Annotated in this window: 14 protein-coding genes; 8 read left to right on the top strand and 6 right to left on the bottom strand. The window is 66.0% G+C overall.

All coding sequences use genetic code 11. The annotated features are described in order from the left end of the window. The first annotated feature begins 14 nt into the window (after positions 1-14). The 4 genes from ligD (at position 15) to LGM89_RS23975 (ending at position 4,624) form a co-directional block, all read left to right on the top strand. Positions 15-2,771, top strand: a complete 2,757-nt coding sequence (ligD, locus tag LGM89_RS23990; RefSeq protein WP_226274101.1) for a DNA ligase D — start codon at positions 15-17, stop codon at positions 2,769-2,771. A gap of 180 nt (positions 2,772-2,951) precedes the next feature. Then, entirely contained in the window at positions 2,952-3,368 is a 417-nt protein-coding gene (locus LGM89_RS23985; RefSeq protein ID WP_226274100.1) for a hypothetical protein, read from the top strand. A gap of 69 nt (positions 3,369-3,437) precedes the next feature. Further along, positions 3,438-3,803, top strand: a complete 366-nt coding sequence (locus LGM89_RS23980; protein ID WP_226274099.1) for a DUF3022 domain-containing protein — start codon at positions 3,438-3,440, stop codon at positions 3,801-3,803. 272 nt (positions 3,804-4,075) lie between these two features. After that, on the top strand, positions 4,076-4,624 hold the full coding sequence (locus LGM89_RS23975) for a type 1 glutamine amidotransferase domain-containing protein (protein ID WP_089498333.1): 549 nt from the start codon (positions 4,076-4,078) through the stop codon (positions 4,622-4,624). Positions 4,625-4,758: 134 nt separating this feature from the next. On the opposite strand, the gene LGM89_RS23970 is transcribed toward LGM89_RS23975, so the two are convergent. Continuing rightward, complete coding sequence (locus tag LGM89_RS23970; protein ID WP_226274098.1) at positions 4,759-6,009, bottom strand: phosphatidylserine decarboxylase family protein; 1,251 nt, start codon at positions 6,007-6,009, stop codon at positions 4,759-4,761. 376 nt (positions 6,010-6,385) lie between these two features. Here LGM89_RS23970 and LGM89_RS23965 point away from each other — a divergent pair, with 376 nt between their 5' ends. Next, positions 6,386-6,961: a YbhB/YbcL family Raf kinase inhibitor-like protein gene (locus LGM89_RS23965; protein WP_089498334.1), complete on the top strand. Its 576-nt coding sequence runs from the start codon at positions 6,386-6,388 to the stop codon at positions 6,959-6,961. Between the two features lie 157 nt (positions 6,962-7,118). Here LGM89_RS23965 and LGM89_RS23960 read toward each other — a convergent pair whose 3' ends face one another. The 4 genes from LGM89_RS23960 to LGM89_RS23945 all read right to left on the bottom strand — a co-directional run bounded on the left by LGM89_RS23960 (position 7,119) and on the right by LGM89_RS23945 (position 11,745). Beyond that, a complete protein-coding gene (locus LGM89_RS23960) occupies positions 7,119-7,775 on the bottom strand; it encodes a hypothetical protein (protein ID WP_226206006.1) in 657 nt (218 codons plus the stop codon). Between the two features lie 174 nt (positions 7,776-7,949). Then, positions 7,950-8,849, bottom strand: a complete 900-nt coding sequence (locus tag LGM89_RS23955) for a lysozyme inhibitor LprI family protein (RefSeq protein ID WP_226274097.1) — start codon at positions 8,847-8,849, stop codon at positions 7,950-7,952. 21 nt (positions 8,850-8,870) lie between these two features. Beyond that, positions 8,871-10,742: a hypothetical protein gene (locus LGM89_RS23950; RefSeq protein ID WP_226274096.1), complete on the bottom strand. Its 1,872-nt coding sequence runs from the start codon at positions 10,740-10,742 to the stop codon at positions 8,871-8,873. 172 nt (positions 10,743-10,914) lie between these two features. Then, positions 10,915-11,745, bottom strand: coding sequence for a hypothetical protein (locus LGM89_RS23945; protein ID WP_226274095.1), 831 nt, complete (start codon positions 11,743-11,745; stop codon positions 10,915-10,917). 545 nt (positions 11,746-12,290) lie between these two features. Between LGM89_RS23945 and LGM89_RS23940 the strand changes: the two genes are divergently transcribed. The 3 genes from LGM89_RS23940 to LGM89_RS23930 all read left to right on the top strand — a co-directional run bounded on the left by LGM89_RS23940 (position 12,291) and on the right by LGM89_RS23930 (position 14,437). Beyond that, complete coding sequence (locus LGM89_RS23940) at positions 12,291-12,662, top strand: hypothetical protein (RefSeq protein WP_144023158.1); 372 nt, start codon at positions 12,291-12,293, stop codon at positions 12,660-12,662. Between the two features lie 86 nt (positions 12,663-12,748). Next, positions 12,749-13,609, top strand: coding sequence for a hypothetical protein (locus LGM89_RS23935; protein WP_226274093.1), 861 nt, complete (start codon positions 12,749-12,751; stop codon positions 13,607-13,609). A gap of 225 nt (positions 13,610-13,834) precedes the next feature. Beyond that, positions 13,835-14,437, top strand: a complete 603-nt coding sequence (locus tag LGM89_RS23930) for a TetR/AcrR family transcriptional regulator (protein WP_226274092.1) — start codon at positions 13,835-13,837, stop codon at positions 14,435-14,437. Positions 14,438-14,638: 201 nt separating this feature from the next. On the opposite strand, the gene LGM89_RS23925 is transcribed toward LGM89_RS23930, so the two are convergent. Next, on the bottom strand, positions 14,639-15,241 hold the full coding sequence (locus LGM89_RS23925; protein WP_226274091.1) for a LysE family translocator: 603 nt from the start codon (positions 15,239-15,241) through the stop codon (positions 14,639-14,641). Between the last annotated feature and the right edge of the window lie 451 nt (positions 15,242-15,692).

The raw sequence follows: 15,692 nt of genomic DNA, 5'->3' as shown, positions 1-15,692 counted from the left end.
AGGAGGGTGACGCGATGGCCGGCAAGCTCGAACCCTATCGCCGCAAGCGCCGCTTCGATGCGACGCCGGAACCCGAAGGGGCGCATGGACGGCGGCGCGCGCACGCGGATGCGGACGCGAGCGTGCAGAAGGCAGGTGAGGCGCACAACGCGCATAAAACACGACCCTCCGCGCGCAGCGCCCGGCCGCTGCGCTTCGTGATCCAGGAGCATCACGCACGGCGGCTGCACTACGATTTCCGTCTCGAACTCGACGGCACGCTGAAGTCATGGGCGGTGCCGAAAGGGCCGAGCGTCGACCCGTCGGTGAAGCGGCTGGCCGTGCACGTCGAGGATCATCCGCTCGAATATGCGTCGTTCGAAGGCGAGATCCCGGCCGGCCATTACGGCGCGGGCTCCGTTACCGTGTGGGACGAGGGCACCTGGACGCCCGACGGCGGCATCGCCCGGGCGCGCGACGGCTACCGCGCGGGCAAGCTGACGTTCCGGCTCGACGGCACGAAGCTGCACGGCGGCTGGGCGCTGGTGCGCAGCGGGCGGCAGCAGGGGCGCCAGGAGCAATGGCTGCTGATCAAGGAACGCGACGACGACGCGCGCGATGCGGCCAGCTTCGATGTCGTCGCGCAGCAGCCGGGCAGCGTGCATGACGGCCGGACAAAGGCGGCGCGCAAGGCGCCTGCCTATCCGCCCCCTGACGGCGGGGCGCGCACGACGGCGCTCGATCCGTCGCAGGTGGAAGGCGCGGTGCGCGCGGCATTGCCCGAGCGCGTGACGCCGCAACTCGCGACGCTCGTCGATGCCCCGCCCGCTCACGATGATTGGCGCTACGAAGTGAAATTCGACGGCTACCGGATCCTGGCCCGGATCGCGGGCCGCGGTGCGCGACGGCACGTCACGCTGATGACGCGCGAAGGTCGCGACTGGACGTCGAAGCTGCGCATGCAGCGCGACGCGCTCGCGGCGCTCGAGGTCGAGAACGCGTGGCTCGATGGCGAGGCCGTCGTCCTGGGCGAGCACGGGCTGCCCGATTTCCAGGCGCTGCAGAACGCGCTCGGCGCGGGCCGTTCGGACGCGGTGACGCTGTTCGTGTTCGATCTGCCGTTTCTCGACGGATACGACCTGCGCGATGCGCCGCTCACCGCGCGGCGCGCGCTGCTCGAACCGTTGCTCGCCGGCAGCGATCCCGCGCGGCTGCGCTACTCGCCCGATCTCGGCGACGACGTCGCGTCGCTGATCGCGAGCGCGTGCGACACGGGGCTCGAAGGGCTGATCGGCAAGCGCGCGGATTCACGCTATCGCGGCGGCCGCTCGTCCGCATGGATCAAGCTGAAATGCCGGCGGCGGCAGGAGTTCGTGATCGGCGGCTATACCGAGCCGTCGGGCAGCCGGCACGGCTTCGGCGCGCTGCTGCTCGGCGTGTACGAACCGGCCGCGGGCGGCAAGCAACCACGCGGCAAACCGCCGTTGCGCTATGTCGGCCGGGTCGGCACCGGGTTCGATACGCGTCTGCTCGACCGGCTCGCGGCGACGCTGCGCGAGCACGAACGCGGCACGACGCCGTTCGATCCGCCGCCGCGCGAACGGTCCCGCACGCGCGTCCACTGGGTCGAGCCGACGCTCGTCGCCGAATGCGAATTCGCGGAATGGACGAGTGACGGCATCGTGCGGCAGGCGGCGTTCATCGCGCTGCGCGAAGACAAGCCGGCGCGGCAGATCGTCCGCGAAGTGCCACGGCCAACCGAAACGGAGGCGACGATGAACGAAACCCGCGCGGCGCACCACGCATCCTCGCGTGCCCCGCAACCCGATCCGGCGCACGGACGCACGCGCGGCGCGCGAGCGTCCGCGTCTGCCGGCGACACGCCGCGCGCGGCCGCCGCCGATCGTGTCGGCCGCGTGCGCATCACGCACCCCGATCGGGTGCTCGATCCGCACAGCGGCACGCGCAAGATCGACCTCGCGCACTACTGGCAATGGGTCGCGCCGTGGCTGCTGCCGGACCTGAAGGGCCGGCCCGTATCGCTCGTGCGCGCACCGGGCGACATCGCCGGCGAACTGTTCTTCCAGAAGCATGCCGAGCGCCGCGAGATCCCGTTCGTCACGCAGCACGAAGGGCTCGATCCCGGCCACGGGCCGCTGCTGTCGATCGACAGCGTCGATGCGCTGCTCGGCGCCGCGCAGATGGGCACGGTCGAGCTGCACACGTGGAACGCGCACGCGTCGAACATCGAGCGGCCGGACCGCATCGTGTTCGACCTCGATCCCGATCCGGCGCTGCCGTGGCGCGCGATGATCGACGCCGCGCAGCTCGTGCGCGGGCTACTCGACGAGCTGGGCCTCGCGTCGTTCTGCAAGACGAGCGGCGGCAAGGGGCTGCACGTCGTCGTGCCGCTCACGCGGCATGCGGGCTGGGACGACGTGAAGGATTTCTCGCGCGCGGTGGCGCAGCATGTCGCGGGCGCGCTGCCCGACCGTTTCACGGCGACGATGGGGCCGCGCCACCGGCGCGGCAGGATCTTCGTCGACTACCTGCGCAACGGCCGCGGCGCGAGCACGATCGCCGCGTATTCGGTACGCGCGCGGCCCGGCATGGGCGTATCGGTGCCGCTCGACTGGGACGAGGTGCCCGACACGACGGGCGGGGCGCAATGGACGATCGACACGTTGCGCGAACGCCTCGATGCGTTGAAACGCGATCCGTGGGAAGGCTATGCGAACGCGCGGCAGCGCATCACCGCGTCGATGCGCGCGCGGCTGGGGGCTGAAACGTGAATGCGTCAACGCCGACGCTGCAGACGGGGGTGCCCGTTTTTCGGCGGCGCTGCGGAGATCCCGCGTGCGATCACGGAGGTCGACACGACGGCCCGCATGCGTGACGACCGCGGCATGGGCCTTGCTGAAAGGAAGGGGCAGGAATTTCCTTCACGTGATCTCTATCAGGGAGAAAACCTCATGAAATCCGCATCCGAATCGAAGTATGTCGCGCCGCGCGTGTTGGCGTGCGCGGCTGTCGCGATCATCGCGGCCGCGCCTGCCGCATGGGCGCAGAACTCGCAGCGGCCGGACGAGGGCACCGGTGCGCCGAATCCGTCGATGGACATGCCGACGCCGGGCACCAACGGCAATACGACCGCGCCGCCCCCGCCCGCGCGCATGCAGCAGCACGGTGCGACACAAGGCACGCGTTCGCACAGCGGCTCGGCCGGCCATGTGAAGCCGGGCGGCGGCCCCAACGGCGCGGGTGCGGGCGGCAGCGGTGCCGGCAATGGCAGCGGCACCGGCGCCGGCAACGGCAGCTCGCCGGGTTCGACGGGCACGGGCGGCGGCGGTGCCGGCGGGGCGGGCAGCGCGGGTTCCAGCGGCTACTGACGGCACCGTGCCGACGAGGGCGGCGAGGTTTCCCGGGACGGGCACGCCGCCACGACACAGGAGGGCATCATGCAATCCAATTCCCGGAACAGGCGGGAGAACGACGACATCGACGACGACGCGATCGAGGCGGACGAACTCGATACGACGGTCCATGTCGACGTCGCGACGGGCAGGATCAAGTTCCACTCGACCTGGGCGCTGACGGCCGATGCGCCGCCGGAATACGCACGGCATGCGGTCGAACTCGCGCTCGACAGCGACACGATGGAGCGGTATGCGGCGCTCGACGACGGCACGCGGATGCGCGTGCATGCGATTTTGCACGACACGGTGCAGGCGATGCTCGACCGTGTGCCCGATACCGATGAGAGCCTGACGCTCACGATCGAAGTGACCGACGCGATGCTGGACGCGGCGAGTCACCTGCAGTAGCGGGGTGCGCGACAGCGTCTCACGGTTCGCAGGCGGCGGTCGCCGCCCGGACGGCATCGGCCCTTGCACGCGAGAAATCCGCGTGCAAGGGCGCGCATCCTCGATGCCCTGCGCGGTCTCGATCGCCCTCGGATCCTTGTCGAACGCGAACAGCCGCCCGCCCGGCGCGAAACCGTTCCCGGATGGCGCGCGTCCCATGGGCGGAAACGGCACGCCGCTTGCTGCGAAACCGGCGCGGCACGACGTGTGCCGCGTCACTGAAGGAGGGCTTCATGAGCGGAAGGCTGGTTCATTGCAAGGTGGCGATCCTCGCGGTCGACGGCTTCGAGGAAGCCGAACTCGTCGAACCGCAGCGCGCGCTCGCGGCGGAAGGCGCGCAGGTCGACGTGATTTCGGAGAAGGGTGGCGAGATCCAGGGCTTCAGGCACGTCGACAAGGGCGCGCGCGTGAAGGTCGACCGCACGTTCGACGACGCGCGCGAGGGCGATTACGACGCGGTCGTGCTGCCCGGCGGCGTCGTGAACGGCGACGCGATCCGGATGGTGCCGGCCGCGCGCGAGTTCGTGACGGCGGCCGTCGGCGCCGGCAAGCCGGTCGCGGCGATCTGCCATGGGGGCTGGCTGCTGGTGTCCTCGGGCCTCGTGGAAGGCCGCACGATGACGAGCTGGCCGAGCCTTCAGGACGATATCCGTCATGCGGGCGGCAAGTGGGTCGACCAGGAGGTCGTCCGTGACGGCCCGTTCATCACGAGCCGCAAGCCGGACGACCTGCCGGCCTTCAACGGCGCGCTGATCGATTCCCTGGCGCCACGGGCGGCGTGACCCGCGTCGGGCGACGCCATTCGCCGTGTCACGCTGACCGACGTCCACCGACGTTCCGCGGCATTACAAACCGTTGAAAACATTGCACCGACAACCGGCGTGCGTCGAGCCTGCAAGCCCGACGCACGTGCGATTCACCGTGCGATCGCGACCGGTGAATTGACGGCCACGACAGCGGTGTCGTGGTCGAACGGCGGCGCATACACGAACCGGTCGATCACACCGGCTTCGAACAGCAGGCAACAGGTCGATCCGCCGAACTGGAAGTATCCGATCTCGTCGCCCTTGTCGACGCGCTGGCCCGGCACGACGTCGATCACGCAGGACGACACGTCGCCCATGCCGACGAACACGGCGGCCACGGTGCCGATGCCGGGATCGTCGCAGGCAATCGCGACCACGGCGCGCGTCGCGACCGCCGTCGTGTACCCCTGGGAGTCGTTCAGCCCGGCCGGGTCGGGGCCTTCCGCCTCGACGATCGAATAGTAGGTGCCGTGGACCCGGTACGCATGCGTGACGACCCCGCGCACCGGTGCGTGCCAGCGATGGTAGTTGTACGCGCTGAGATAGGCCTGGTACAGGTCGCCGCCGACGAAGCGCTCGGCGAGCGACAGCCGGGCCGGCGTGAAGATGTCGCGCAGCGAATACGGCTGCGCCTTGATCCAGAAGCGGTCGCGCAGCTTCACGTTCGATTCGACGTGGTACGGCGCGGCCTCGCACGCGCTGACGATCACGTGCGGATCGTCGGGCGCCGCGACCGGGCGCGCGCCGTCGCGAAAGCGCCGCGTGAAGAAGTCGTTCCACGACGTGAAGCCCCCGTGCGGCTGGTCGTCGCGATACTGGAACTGCGATAGCCCGATGCGCTTGCTCGCCGCGTCGCAGAACCAGCCGTCGGGCGCCGACGTGTCGAGATGCGCGCGCGAATGCGGGCCGCCAAGGAAGCCGCACCATACGTTCAGCACGTTCTGCAGATGTGCGTTGACGGCGGCGTCGCGAAACAGCGCATGGCCCGACGGCATGCACATCGGCCAGTCGAGAAAGGCGTTGATCGGGCACACGATCAGGCTCGCGTCGCTGAACGGCGGCGTGTAGGTCATCAGGTGATCCAGGACGGTCATCAACTCGTCGATGGACGTATAGCCGAGCCGGCGGCCTGAATCGACCGCTTCATCGATCGCGCGGACCAGGGTCATGCGCAGCACTGCATGATCGTCGAACAGACGCGCGAGTTCCTGCACGGCCGGCGTACGCAGCCGGTCGCCGGCATGCGCGCGGGCCTCGGCCGCGATTTTTTCGCGGAACGCGGCCATGTGCGCTTCTTCGCGGGCCATCCATTCGCCGAGCCGATGGCGCTGGGGCGGCGGCGGGTTGAGGTCGGTCGGCATCGTTGTCTCCGGGGCGATGATCAGGAACCGATGCAAGTAGCAATCCGCCTGCCCGGTGGGGGCATCGATCTTGCGGATCGAGTGCGCGCCCATGGCATGCCGCAAGCGCGACGAGCCGCTCCGGCATGCATTCGCGGATTGTTCTGTTTCACGCAACATGCTGATGTTGTCTGCCGACCTACTGCCGGATTCACGATGAACCTAGGATGTGCCGCGTAGGCTGTCGCACAGGCACCAGGGTGAGCCCCGTCATGGGTGCGACTCATGGTTGAAGTGCGAGCCTTGAATCCGCGTCGACGATCGTTGCATGCACGGCATATCGCGTGTCAATCCGGTCGTGCGAAACATCACATCGAATTTCTCTCAGGATCCCGCCATGAGATTGGGTATTTTTCTGCGATCGAGTATCTGCTCCACGGTACTTTTCGCAGCCGTGCCCGCAGTTGCTTTTGCTGATCCGCTGACGGTAACGGTTGACGATCTCGACCATGACGGTCGGTTCACGAATGCTCAGGTGTACAACGGATTTGGATGTCGTGGCGACAACGTCTCGCCTCGCGTCTCGTGGGCACACGTTCCGGCTGGCACCAGAAGCATCGTCGTCACGATGTACGATCCTGATGCCCCGACCGGGGGGCTCGGCTGGACGCATTGGGAAGTCGTCAATATCCCGCCTTCGGAAACGTCGATTCGGAAAGGGGCATCGGGCGATGTGCGGCTCATGCCGGTGGGCGCGCTCGAGACGCTGACCGATTTTGGCGAATCCAGGTACGGTGGGCCATGCCCGCCGCAAGGCGAATCTCATCGATACATCGTGACGGTATCCGCGTTGTCCATTCCGCGTGTCGACGTGAAACCGACGTCGAGTCCGGCGGTCGTTGCCTATCAGATGCACGGAAACATCCTTGGACAGGCACGATATATCGCGACTTACCACCGATCGTCGAATTGACCGTGAGCGCCGGTTCGCTCGTGGGACGATGTTCCGTTTGAGGGGCCGCAGAGGAAAGGCTGACAGGCATTGGCCGACCGCACCGCCACGATTCCACGATCAATGAACTGCGATGGGTTTCCGGGTGAACCGGCCGGCGCACGGCATGCGGTTTGCCCTATCGCACCAGTACCGCCTTCACGCAGGCCGGGCCCAGCGGCTCGCCGTTGTCGGAGAACGCCCTGACTGGGTAGACCCTGATATCCATGCGTGGCCGCTCGAAAGCATCGAAGACCCACCGCCCATGTTCGCCGTAATGGGTGCGGCGACTGAACCCCATTGACTCCAGTGCCTCCGTGAATTGAGCGAAGGTGGGTTCACACGTCGTCAGCGGAGAAGCCTGCGTACCGGGAATCGGATCAAATATCAGATCCACACGCGGGCCGGTATCACCGACCGTTACCCGCTGGAGACTGAATGCCCAGTTGCCCGGCAGGCGTTGACCATAGCCGAACTGATCCTTGCCAATCGCCGTGGTCTGCACGCCGAAGAGGCGGCGTACCGTGTCGGGCGTGATGTCGGTAACCTGGCCGCTTGCCCGAATCAGCGCCAGCATGCGTTGCAGCGCTTGCGTCGTGCTCAGGTCGGCTGGCGCCTGGGACGCGATAGGCGATTTGCCTGCGGAGTCCGGCGTGGCCGCGTCCGCAGGCTGTCCGTACACGCTGCCAAACGGGAGGCAGACACTCAAGGCCGCCACGATGATCCACCGCGTGACGAACCTGCTATCGGTGTGCCGGACTGAAAGTTCGGGAGTGCTGCGTCGGGGCGGCGTCATGCTGAATCCTTGTGGCGGGTGATGATGGGTAAAGGAACCGCTTCGCACTCCAGATGGCCAATTAGAGCGGACTGATTCGGGTCATGTGCGAGGAGGCTTCGCACCGGCAGAATCGTGCATGTCTTCAACCCGCGTGGGAATGAACATCGCCAACGCACCCGATGCGCGCGGTTCTCAGCGCGCCGCGCGAGGGTAGCGGCTGTCGGTCAGGCAGGCGCGTAGCCAGCCCGTGTCTTCCGTGCCCAGTTCGGCTTCGGCATCCAGCTTGGGCAGGGCCGTTGGCGTCAAGGCCGGGCGGCCTGGATGGAGATTCCAGCCGGCGGCCGCCTTGCGCGTCTCATCCGCATCCGGACACGGGCTGCCGCCTTCGGAGCCGTCGCCGCACGCCGCAACGGTTTCCAGCCTGCCCTGGACGACGTTGCCGACCAGGCGCGTCTCGTAGTAGCCGCCGCTCGCCCAATCGTCCTGCAGGGTGCAGATCCTGTCCTGGTTCTGATAGCGGCGTTCGCTGAAGCATCCGTAGCTCAGTTGACCGTCGTGGGGCAGGAAGTCGCATCGGGTCTCGAATCCGGCGAACGGGCCGCCCGTGAATTGCGTCAGAAAGGTGCGCTGCGCAAGGGCCGTTTCAAGCAGGCGCGGCGCGGCCTTGCCGCGTTCACTCAAGGTCTCGGTGCGCTGGCGGATCGCCTGCAGCAGGCTCGCCCGCAGGGCCTTGGCATTCGGTGCGCCGGGGAAATCGACCGGATCCGCGAAACGCTTGTCACGCGCCGCGAGCCAGCGTTTCTGACTGCGGACCAGCATCGCGCGCAATTCGCTATCGTTGCCCGCCTGCTGCATGACGGCCGTATAGGCTTTGCCCATTTCCGCATCGGCGGCCTTGAGTTTTTCATCGGCACAGATCGTGTGCTCGACGCGGTTGCCGGCCTTCTGGCAGTCGATTGCATGTGCGGAAGCCGCGGTGAAGAGCAGGGCGACACAGGCGGCGTGCTGGAGGGTGGGTTTCATGCTGGTTTCCGTGCCGATTCGGTTGTTCGAAGCCTGGGTGAGGCCGCGCTTCAGGTTTTTGGCGGTCATGGCGATGATCGGGGCGTGCGCTCAACGCACGCCGAGCGAATAGTCCTGACCGTACACCGAGCGAAGTTCGCCCGGCTTGCCCAGGAGCTTGAGCGGGCGATACCTGGCGTTGGACAGGATGCGCGTGGCGCGAGGGTAGAACCCCGGGTCGGATGCCAGGCCCTGCACGTGCGCCATGTCGGCCGGGATGCGTGTGAGGGTATAGCGCGTCAGGTCGCACTGGATCTGGCCGCTGACGATCTCGCAGGCTTGCTTGTCGTAGTCCGCGTTGGGCGGCGTGGGGTACAGCCCGTCGATCACGACGGCTTCGCCCGCCGCGACGCTGAACGAAGCAAACTCGCGCTTGAGCCGGGTCGAGACCGCCAGCCCGTCCACGGACTTCTCCCGGGTGACGGTCTTCCAGCCCGCGGGCTCGGTCATCTCCGATACCGTTCTCTTCTCCGTCGCCCAGAATGCGCAGCCGCCGCTCTGGACGAAGACCGACGAGCAGTACGTATCCGTGACCTCACGGTCGCGAAACTGCGCGTTGAACCATTCCTGCGACTGGATGAAGTCGGTGTTCTTCTTGGGCAGCAACGCGATCTGCCCCAGCGGCGAACGCCCCGGCTTCTGCTGGGTGCCGAGCTGCGACATCGCGTTGGCGGTCGTCTCGTAGGTGTTGCCGGCGACCGTGTAGGTACCCGGATTGACGATGTAGACGAAGTACTGCGCGTTGCCCGCCACGAAGGTCGAGACATAGCCGTGCAGCCCCACCTCGTTGAAGGGTTCGTCCGGCCCCACGCGTATCACGTCACGGGCGTTGGCCTTGTTTTGCCAGATGGTGGTGGCGGTCACGTCGGTACGGAATGCCCATTTCTTCTCGTTGACGGCTTCGTCGCCGGTGTACTTTCTGTCGAGGTTGATGGCGGGCACGATCACGAGGGACTTGCCGGCCACCACGGCGCGGTTGATCAGCCAGTCGATGCCGGCGTGCCAGCGTTCCAGCTTGCGCTCGCGGGGCAGCGCCGGCGGCTCTTTCGATTCGCCCGGCGGCGCCGCGGTGGCGGCCGCGACGAGCGAGCAGATTTCCTTGCGCAGCGTGTCGTCGTCCATCTCCTGCTTCGGGTTGAGTCGGGCGACGACGGAGATCACGCCCAGCGACTCCTCCAGCATGAAGCGGATCGGGAACGCGCGCTTCTCGCCCTGGTCCGGAAGCGGCTGGACGAGCGTGACTTCGGTCAGCGTGCCGTGCCGTTCGTTCGACGTCACGCTCAGGTTTGCCGCGGTGGCCGCTTGTGTCAGCCGGGCGGCCGCGTCCGCCGGGTTCAGCGCCTTGATCGGCAACCAGGTGGTGTAGTGGCGGCCGGTGACGCCATCCAGCGCGGGGCGGAAGTTGTACGTGCAGGTGGTAAAGGCGGGCGCGCCCGGAAAGGCGTCGCCGGACGACGCGGGCGCCGTGGCGGCCACGCCGGTGCTGGCTGCGCTGCGGCTCATGTCGACGCGGCCGAGCATGCCGCACATGCCGCCCCGGATGGCTTCGGGTGCTGCCTGCATGCCCGGGGGCAACGTCGTCGCCACGGAAAGGGTTTTCGAGTCCTGATTGGCCGTCAGCGTGATGGCGAATCCGCGGGCGCGGTCACTTTGCTGTTGCTGGATCGTCAGCTGGCCGGTCGAACCGGTGTAGTGCTCGTCGCCGATCAGGAAGCCGTCGCCCGCGGCGATCTGCTTGAGTTGCGCGATGGCGTTGCGTGCATCCAGGCCCGGCACCGTGGCGAACGTCGAGAAGCGTGTGCCGGCACCGGTGTCGGCTTCACGCTTGAAATTGTCCTCGCAGCCGGCCGCCGCCGCCGCGTGGTGCCAGCCGAGACCCAGCATGAGCCCAAGGAAGGTCAGGCGCAGGCGTGCGGAATTCATGATGGTACTTCCCCCGTGTAGTGATGGCGTCAAGCCGATGTCTTCCATTCGATCAGCAGTCCGGATGGGCGGTGATGCGCCCGAAACTCGCCGCGTCGGCCGCCTTGGCGGCGCCAGGCAGGCGCCGGCATGCACGGCTCGTGCGGATGCCCTTGCGCCGAAGCGCGCCTGCTCAGACGTCGGCGCGCTTGCACTTCATGCTCGCGATACGTTGATCCGGCCGGGTGCGGTAGAACACGAAGTTCGTCGCCCCCGGGCCCTGATTGCCGCCCTCTTCATCGACGTAGGTTTCCGCAAACACCGGCACGGCGGCGTTGGCGATGCTGACCCGGAAGAACACGTTGTTTTGTGTGTTCGGCGCGGTGGTGCCGTAGTCGAGCGCGCATCGGCCGGCGATGCGCTTGACCGTGGCGCGGCGGCCGAGCTGGCGCAGCAGGATGTCCTGCGTGTCGTCGCTCGGGTAGAACTTGCGCAACGCGATCGACAGGACCGCGGTGGCATTGCCATTGAGGACGACGCCGACGTGGCCTTCGTTGTCCGTTTTGATGCCGGCGTCCTCGCCGACCTTGCCGTCCGGCACATCCACGTCGCCGAAGCCGGTGAGCAGCGTGCTGCCGCTACGGTAGTGCGTGGTCTCGGGGGAATGGCCGTCCGGATTGCCGAGCGGCTTCGCGTCGGTCCATTGCACGCCGGGCAGGTTGTCGAACGCCGGCCAGGTTGCCGGCTTCGCCGCGCCGAATACGCCCAGCAGCGTTTGCAGCGGCGATGCAGGGGTCGTTTCCGGCACATGGACGGCCGGCAACGACACCGCGGATGCCGGATCCGCCGTCGGGTTGGCGGGCGGCATGGCGCGCTTGCACGCGCTCAGGCCGATCAGCAGGACGCCGGCGGATAGCGCGCACCAGACGGCGGGCGGGGGGCGCATGGGCAGGCGTTGCATGTGGCGCTCCTGGTTGGCGCGGCGGCCTGGGTAAGGCAGCCGACGACGGGCGATCAGCGGCACTTGACGTCGTAATCCGTGACGGACGGGAAGTCCCTCAACTCGGACACCGCGCGTGGCGCGCAGGCATGCGTTTGTGCGGCGGCCGGCACGGTGAGCGCAAGGCCAGGTAGCCGGCCGGCGCCGACCAGGCCCTTCGTTGCGAACGACGCGAACGACGCGAACGATGCGGCGAGAAGCGGCAGAACGGCGGCACGGCGGCACGCGGCATGGCGGAAGATCCGGAGAGATCGGTGGAAGCGGGCTTCAAGGGACGACGCACATAGGTCTGCCTGTCGCCGGCATGTCGGGCGTGTATTAACCGCCGAATAGCACTTTTATGAAACGTGTTCATTTCCCAAATATTAGGATCGGAAAATATATCGAGAAGTAGAAACACGGCGATCGTTGTGCGTGCGCCGATTGCCTCGGTCTTGCTGATCGCGATTCTAGTCAAAGTAGATCGACTAGTATACATTCATCATATCGTTCTTCTCGCGTCGTCAAGCTGTGGACCGGATGCGAAGCGGTGCAGGGGCGCCGAGTGTGGCTTGCGCAGGAATTTCACGATGACACGGACAGCCAGTATCGATGAGATTGCCCGTAGCCTGAACGGGTTGGAGCCACCCTGGCTGCCGGCCTATGACATGCGCGCCTATGCAGCAAAGGTGGATTCGGAGTGCGGATATAGCTCGGAAATGATGGTCGCCCTCGAGATCAATACGCGAATGTTCGAGGAAGTCGTTGCGTACGTGCATTTGTGCGGCGCGTTCGCATCGCTGCATCCATCCACGGCGCGGCAGTACGAATGCGTGCGCAACGACTCGGCCGAAATCGACGATGTGCTTGCACACCATGCGACCGGCGCATGTCCTACGTACACGGGGTTGCTGGCGTCGTTCGTCGACCGGGGCATCGTCGTGCGACGTGCGCCTGGTTGAGGTGCCGCCCCAGTAACGGCTTCGTGCCGCTTTCCTTTCGACTGCGACGCATCGCATTCGCAGTCGCGATCAGGACCCAGCTCAAGATGACCACGCCTTCCGGACACCCTGCCATGCAGACAAGAACCATCAAGCAAGCCTTTGCTTTGTTCGCCTGGGTCAACCGGGCGACCGCCGACCGGTCGCGTCGATGCGCGTCGGCTGTTTGCGCGACAGCCGGGCTATTGCTCGCCGCCAGCATGTTTTCCGGGTGTGCGCCGCTGTCGGCGTCCGCGCCGGCCGATCCTCAACAACAGGCTGTCGCGGAGCAGCGGAATGCGAATGCGTTGTATAGCCGGAAGGTGTTGGCATACAAGCCGATGTTCGAGAATCCTGGCGGCTACGGTCAAGCGCAGATACTGGATGCGTACGAGGCAGTCCTCCAGCAGTACTCCGCCGCTGCGATCGTGTATGCCCGCATCATCTATCCCGACGCTCGACAGACGCTTCCACCTTCGCTGCAGCCATTGCCGGCGCCGTCGGGGCCGGTCACGCTGGCGGTCGTCAATCGCGACTACGAACACGTGCTCGGCATGAGCGCTGCGTTGTGGGAGATGGATATGGCGGCGAACTTTGGCCGGCCGTCGAAATTGCCGATACCGAAATACAACGGCCCGGTGCTGATCATGCCGCCGTTGCCGCCGTTTCCGCCGCTGCAGGATGTTCGCGATCCGAAGTTCGCCCGGCTCGTGACGATGACGAAGAAAGTGGACGACGCGCAGAAGGCGGATCTGGCACGAGAGCACGCCGCGATCGAGCAACAGTATGCGGAGCAGGCCGCGTGGCGGGCACGACACCCCATGGGGCAGTATGACCACCTCGATCCGAGGACCGGGCTGCCGTACGCGCCCCCGCCCCAGGAGACGCAGCGATGGTGCATGATGGGCGGCGGCCGGGTGCCTTGCTGAAACCGCTGCGCGCAGCGGCAATGGTGGCATCCGTTTCCGACGTGGGGCCGTCTGCTTCAAAACCCGTGCTCGTGTCGGCCTGCGTGACGCTGTTCGCGGGCAGCGTATCGGTCGCGCATCCTGGTCAACCGGTATCCGGCAGCGGGCACACGTGCCCGACAGGCTGAAGGGAACGGTGCGGGCGGCGGTGCTAAGATGCCCGCCCTGTAGTCAGGAGATGCATGAATGCGCGCGAGCAAACGCCAGCAGGTGGTCGACAAGGCAGGTGAGTTGTTTTCCCTCCATGGCTTTCATCCGGTCGGCATCGACCGGATCATCGCCGAAGCGGACGTTGCCCGCATGACGCTCTACCATCACTTCGCCGGCAAGGACGATCTGATCAAGGCCGTGCTGGAGCAGCGCTACGCCTTCATCATGGAGAGCATCGCCGCGAAGCTCGACCCCGTGCCGCACGCCGCTGCGCGCCTGAAGGGGATTTTCGACTGGTACGGCACCTGGTTCAGCAGCCCGGCGTTCGCGGGCTGCCTGTTCGAGCGTGCGCTGGCCGAGTTCGGCGCGACCTGCCCGAAGGTGACCGACGTGGCGGTGCGCTATCGGGACGACTTGCTGGCCCTCATGGAGCAACTGCTCGCCGAGATCGTTCCGCGTCGCCGGGCGCGTCAGCTGGCAGGCGTGTACGTGATGTTACTGAGCGGGGCGACCGCGGATGCGCGTGCGATTGGGGATTCGCAGGCTGCCGCAAGGGCCTGGCAGGCGGCGGAGATGTTGCTGAACGAGTCCAGGGTCGCAGCGGAAAGCACGCGTAAAGCCCGTAGCCGTCGTGCTTGATCGTTGGGGGCCCCGTTTAGCCTTGGCACAACGTCGACCGTAGCGAGTACGAATACGGGCCGACGCTGTCAAGCATGCGGCGAATGCGGTGCCAGATACTCCCGGCATCCATGCCGATGGGTTTCACAAGAACGCGCCGCGATTTCTGCACTGCGTTTTACCGAAGGCAATGCAAGAAGGTAAACGCGCGCCGCGGCCGCCTCATCGATTGAGCACGGAGCTGGCCAGCGTTGCCGCGAACGTCAGCAACACCAGCGACGAGCACCGCAGCACGAGGGAAGCCAGTCGACCCTCCGAGCGGTTCATGACCAGCAGCCGCCCCGACCGGGACCATATCAGTCCGATCGGAATCAGGGTGATCAGAAATACACCGGTCGACATCAGGAAAATGTCGAGCGACCTGAACGCCGCCTCCGGAAAAATGGCGCTTGAAAACAACAAGGCCTTGGGGTTCATCAAGGTCGCAACGAAAAGTGCTCGGAACCCCAGCGGCGGCGAGTCGGTGGCGTCAAAGTCGGCGCCTTTGAACCACATGTTCACGGCGAGGTAGAAGATGAACGTGGCGCTGAGCAACTTGACGCAACTGACGATCCACGGATATTGCGTCGCCAACGACCACAGAAAGAATCCCCATACGGTGATGGCTATCACATAGCCTGACGCCTCCGCCGCGACCAGCCGGCACGCACCCCGCAGATTCAGCTTGAGCCCGGCAGACAGCAGCAGCGTGTTGGTCGGCCCGGGGACCAGCAGCACAATGGCCGCGTAGAACGACATTTTCAGCATGGGACTCAATGTCAACATGGGCTAACCTCGTTTTTCCAACGATGGGCTCGGTGCAAGTGTCGATGACTGGCGACGTGTGAATCTGCATGGGTTGCCGGAAGGCGACCCCGGCAGGGCTGCGCCGGTAACGTAGAAAGGGGCAGGCAGGCAAGGCGACGGTGTCGCGCCCATCATTGTCAGGGTCAAGTCGCTTCCCGGCATACCTGCCGGATAATCATAAGTCGCGAAAAGTGTCACTGACAACGCTTGTTCCTCGCGTTTGGTATTCCGAAACTCCGCGAGCGATTGCTTCGTCCGTTCATCATTGTATATGAATCCTGGACATGATTTATCCGGTTCGAAATTAATATCTGCGAACCTGGAATTGTCGTTGTTATTGGTCCGTAAATTTGAAGGTTCCAGGTCGAACTTACCGCGATAAATATATTCACGTATTAATGACGTAATTTTTGCGTGGTCGTGTTCGAGA

The organism is Burkholderia sp. AU31624 (assembly GCF_020420065.1).
Taxonomy (GTDB): Bacteria; Pseudomonadota; Gammaproteobacteria; order Burkholderiales; family Burkholderiaceae; genus Burkholderia.
The sequence above is the reverse complement of the archived record's forward strand: the minus strand, read 5'-3'. Positions and strand labels throughout refer to the sequence as shown.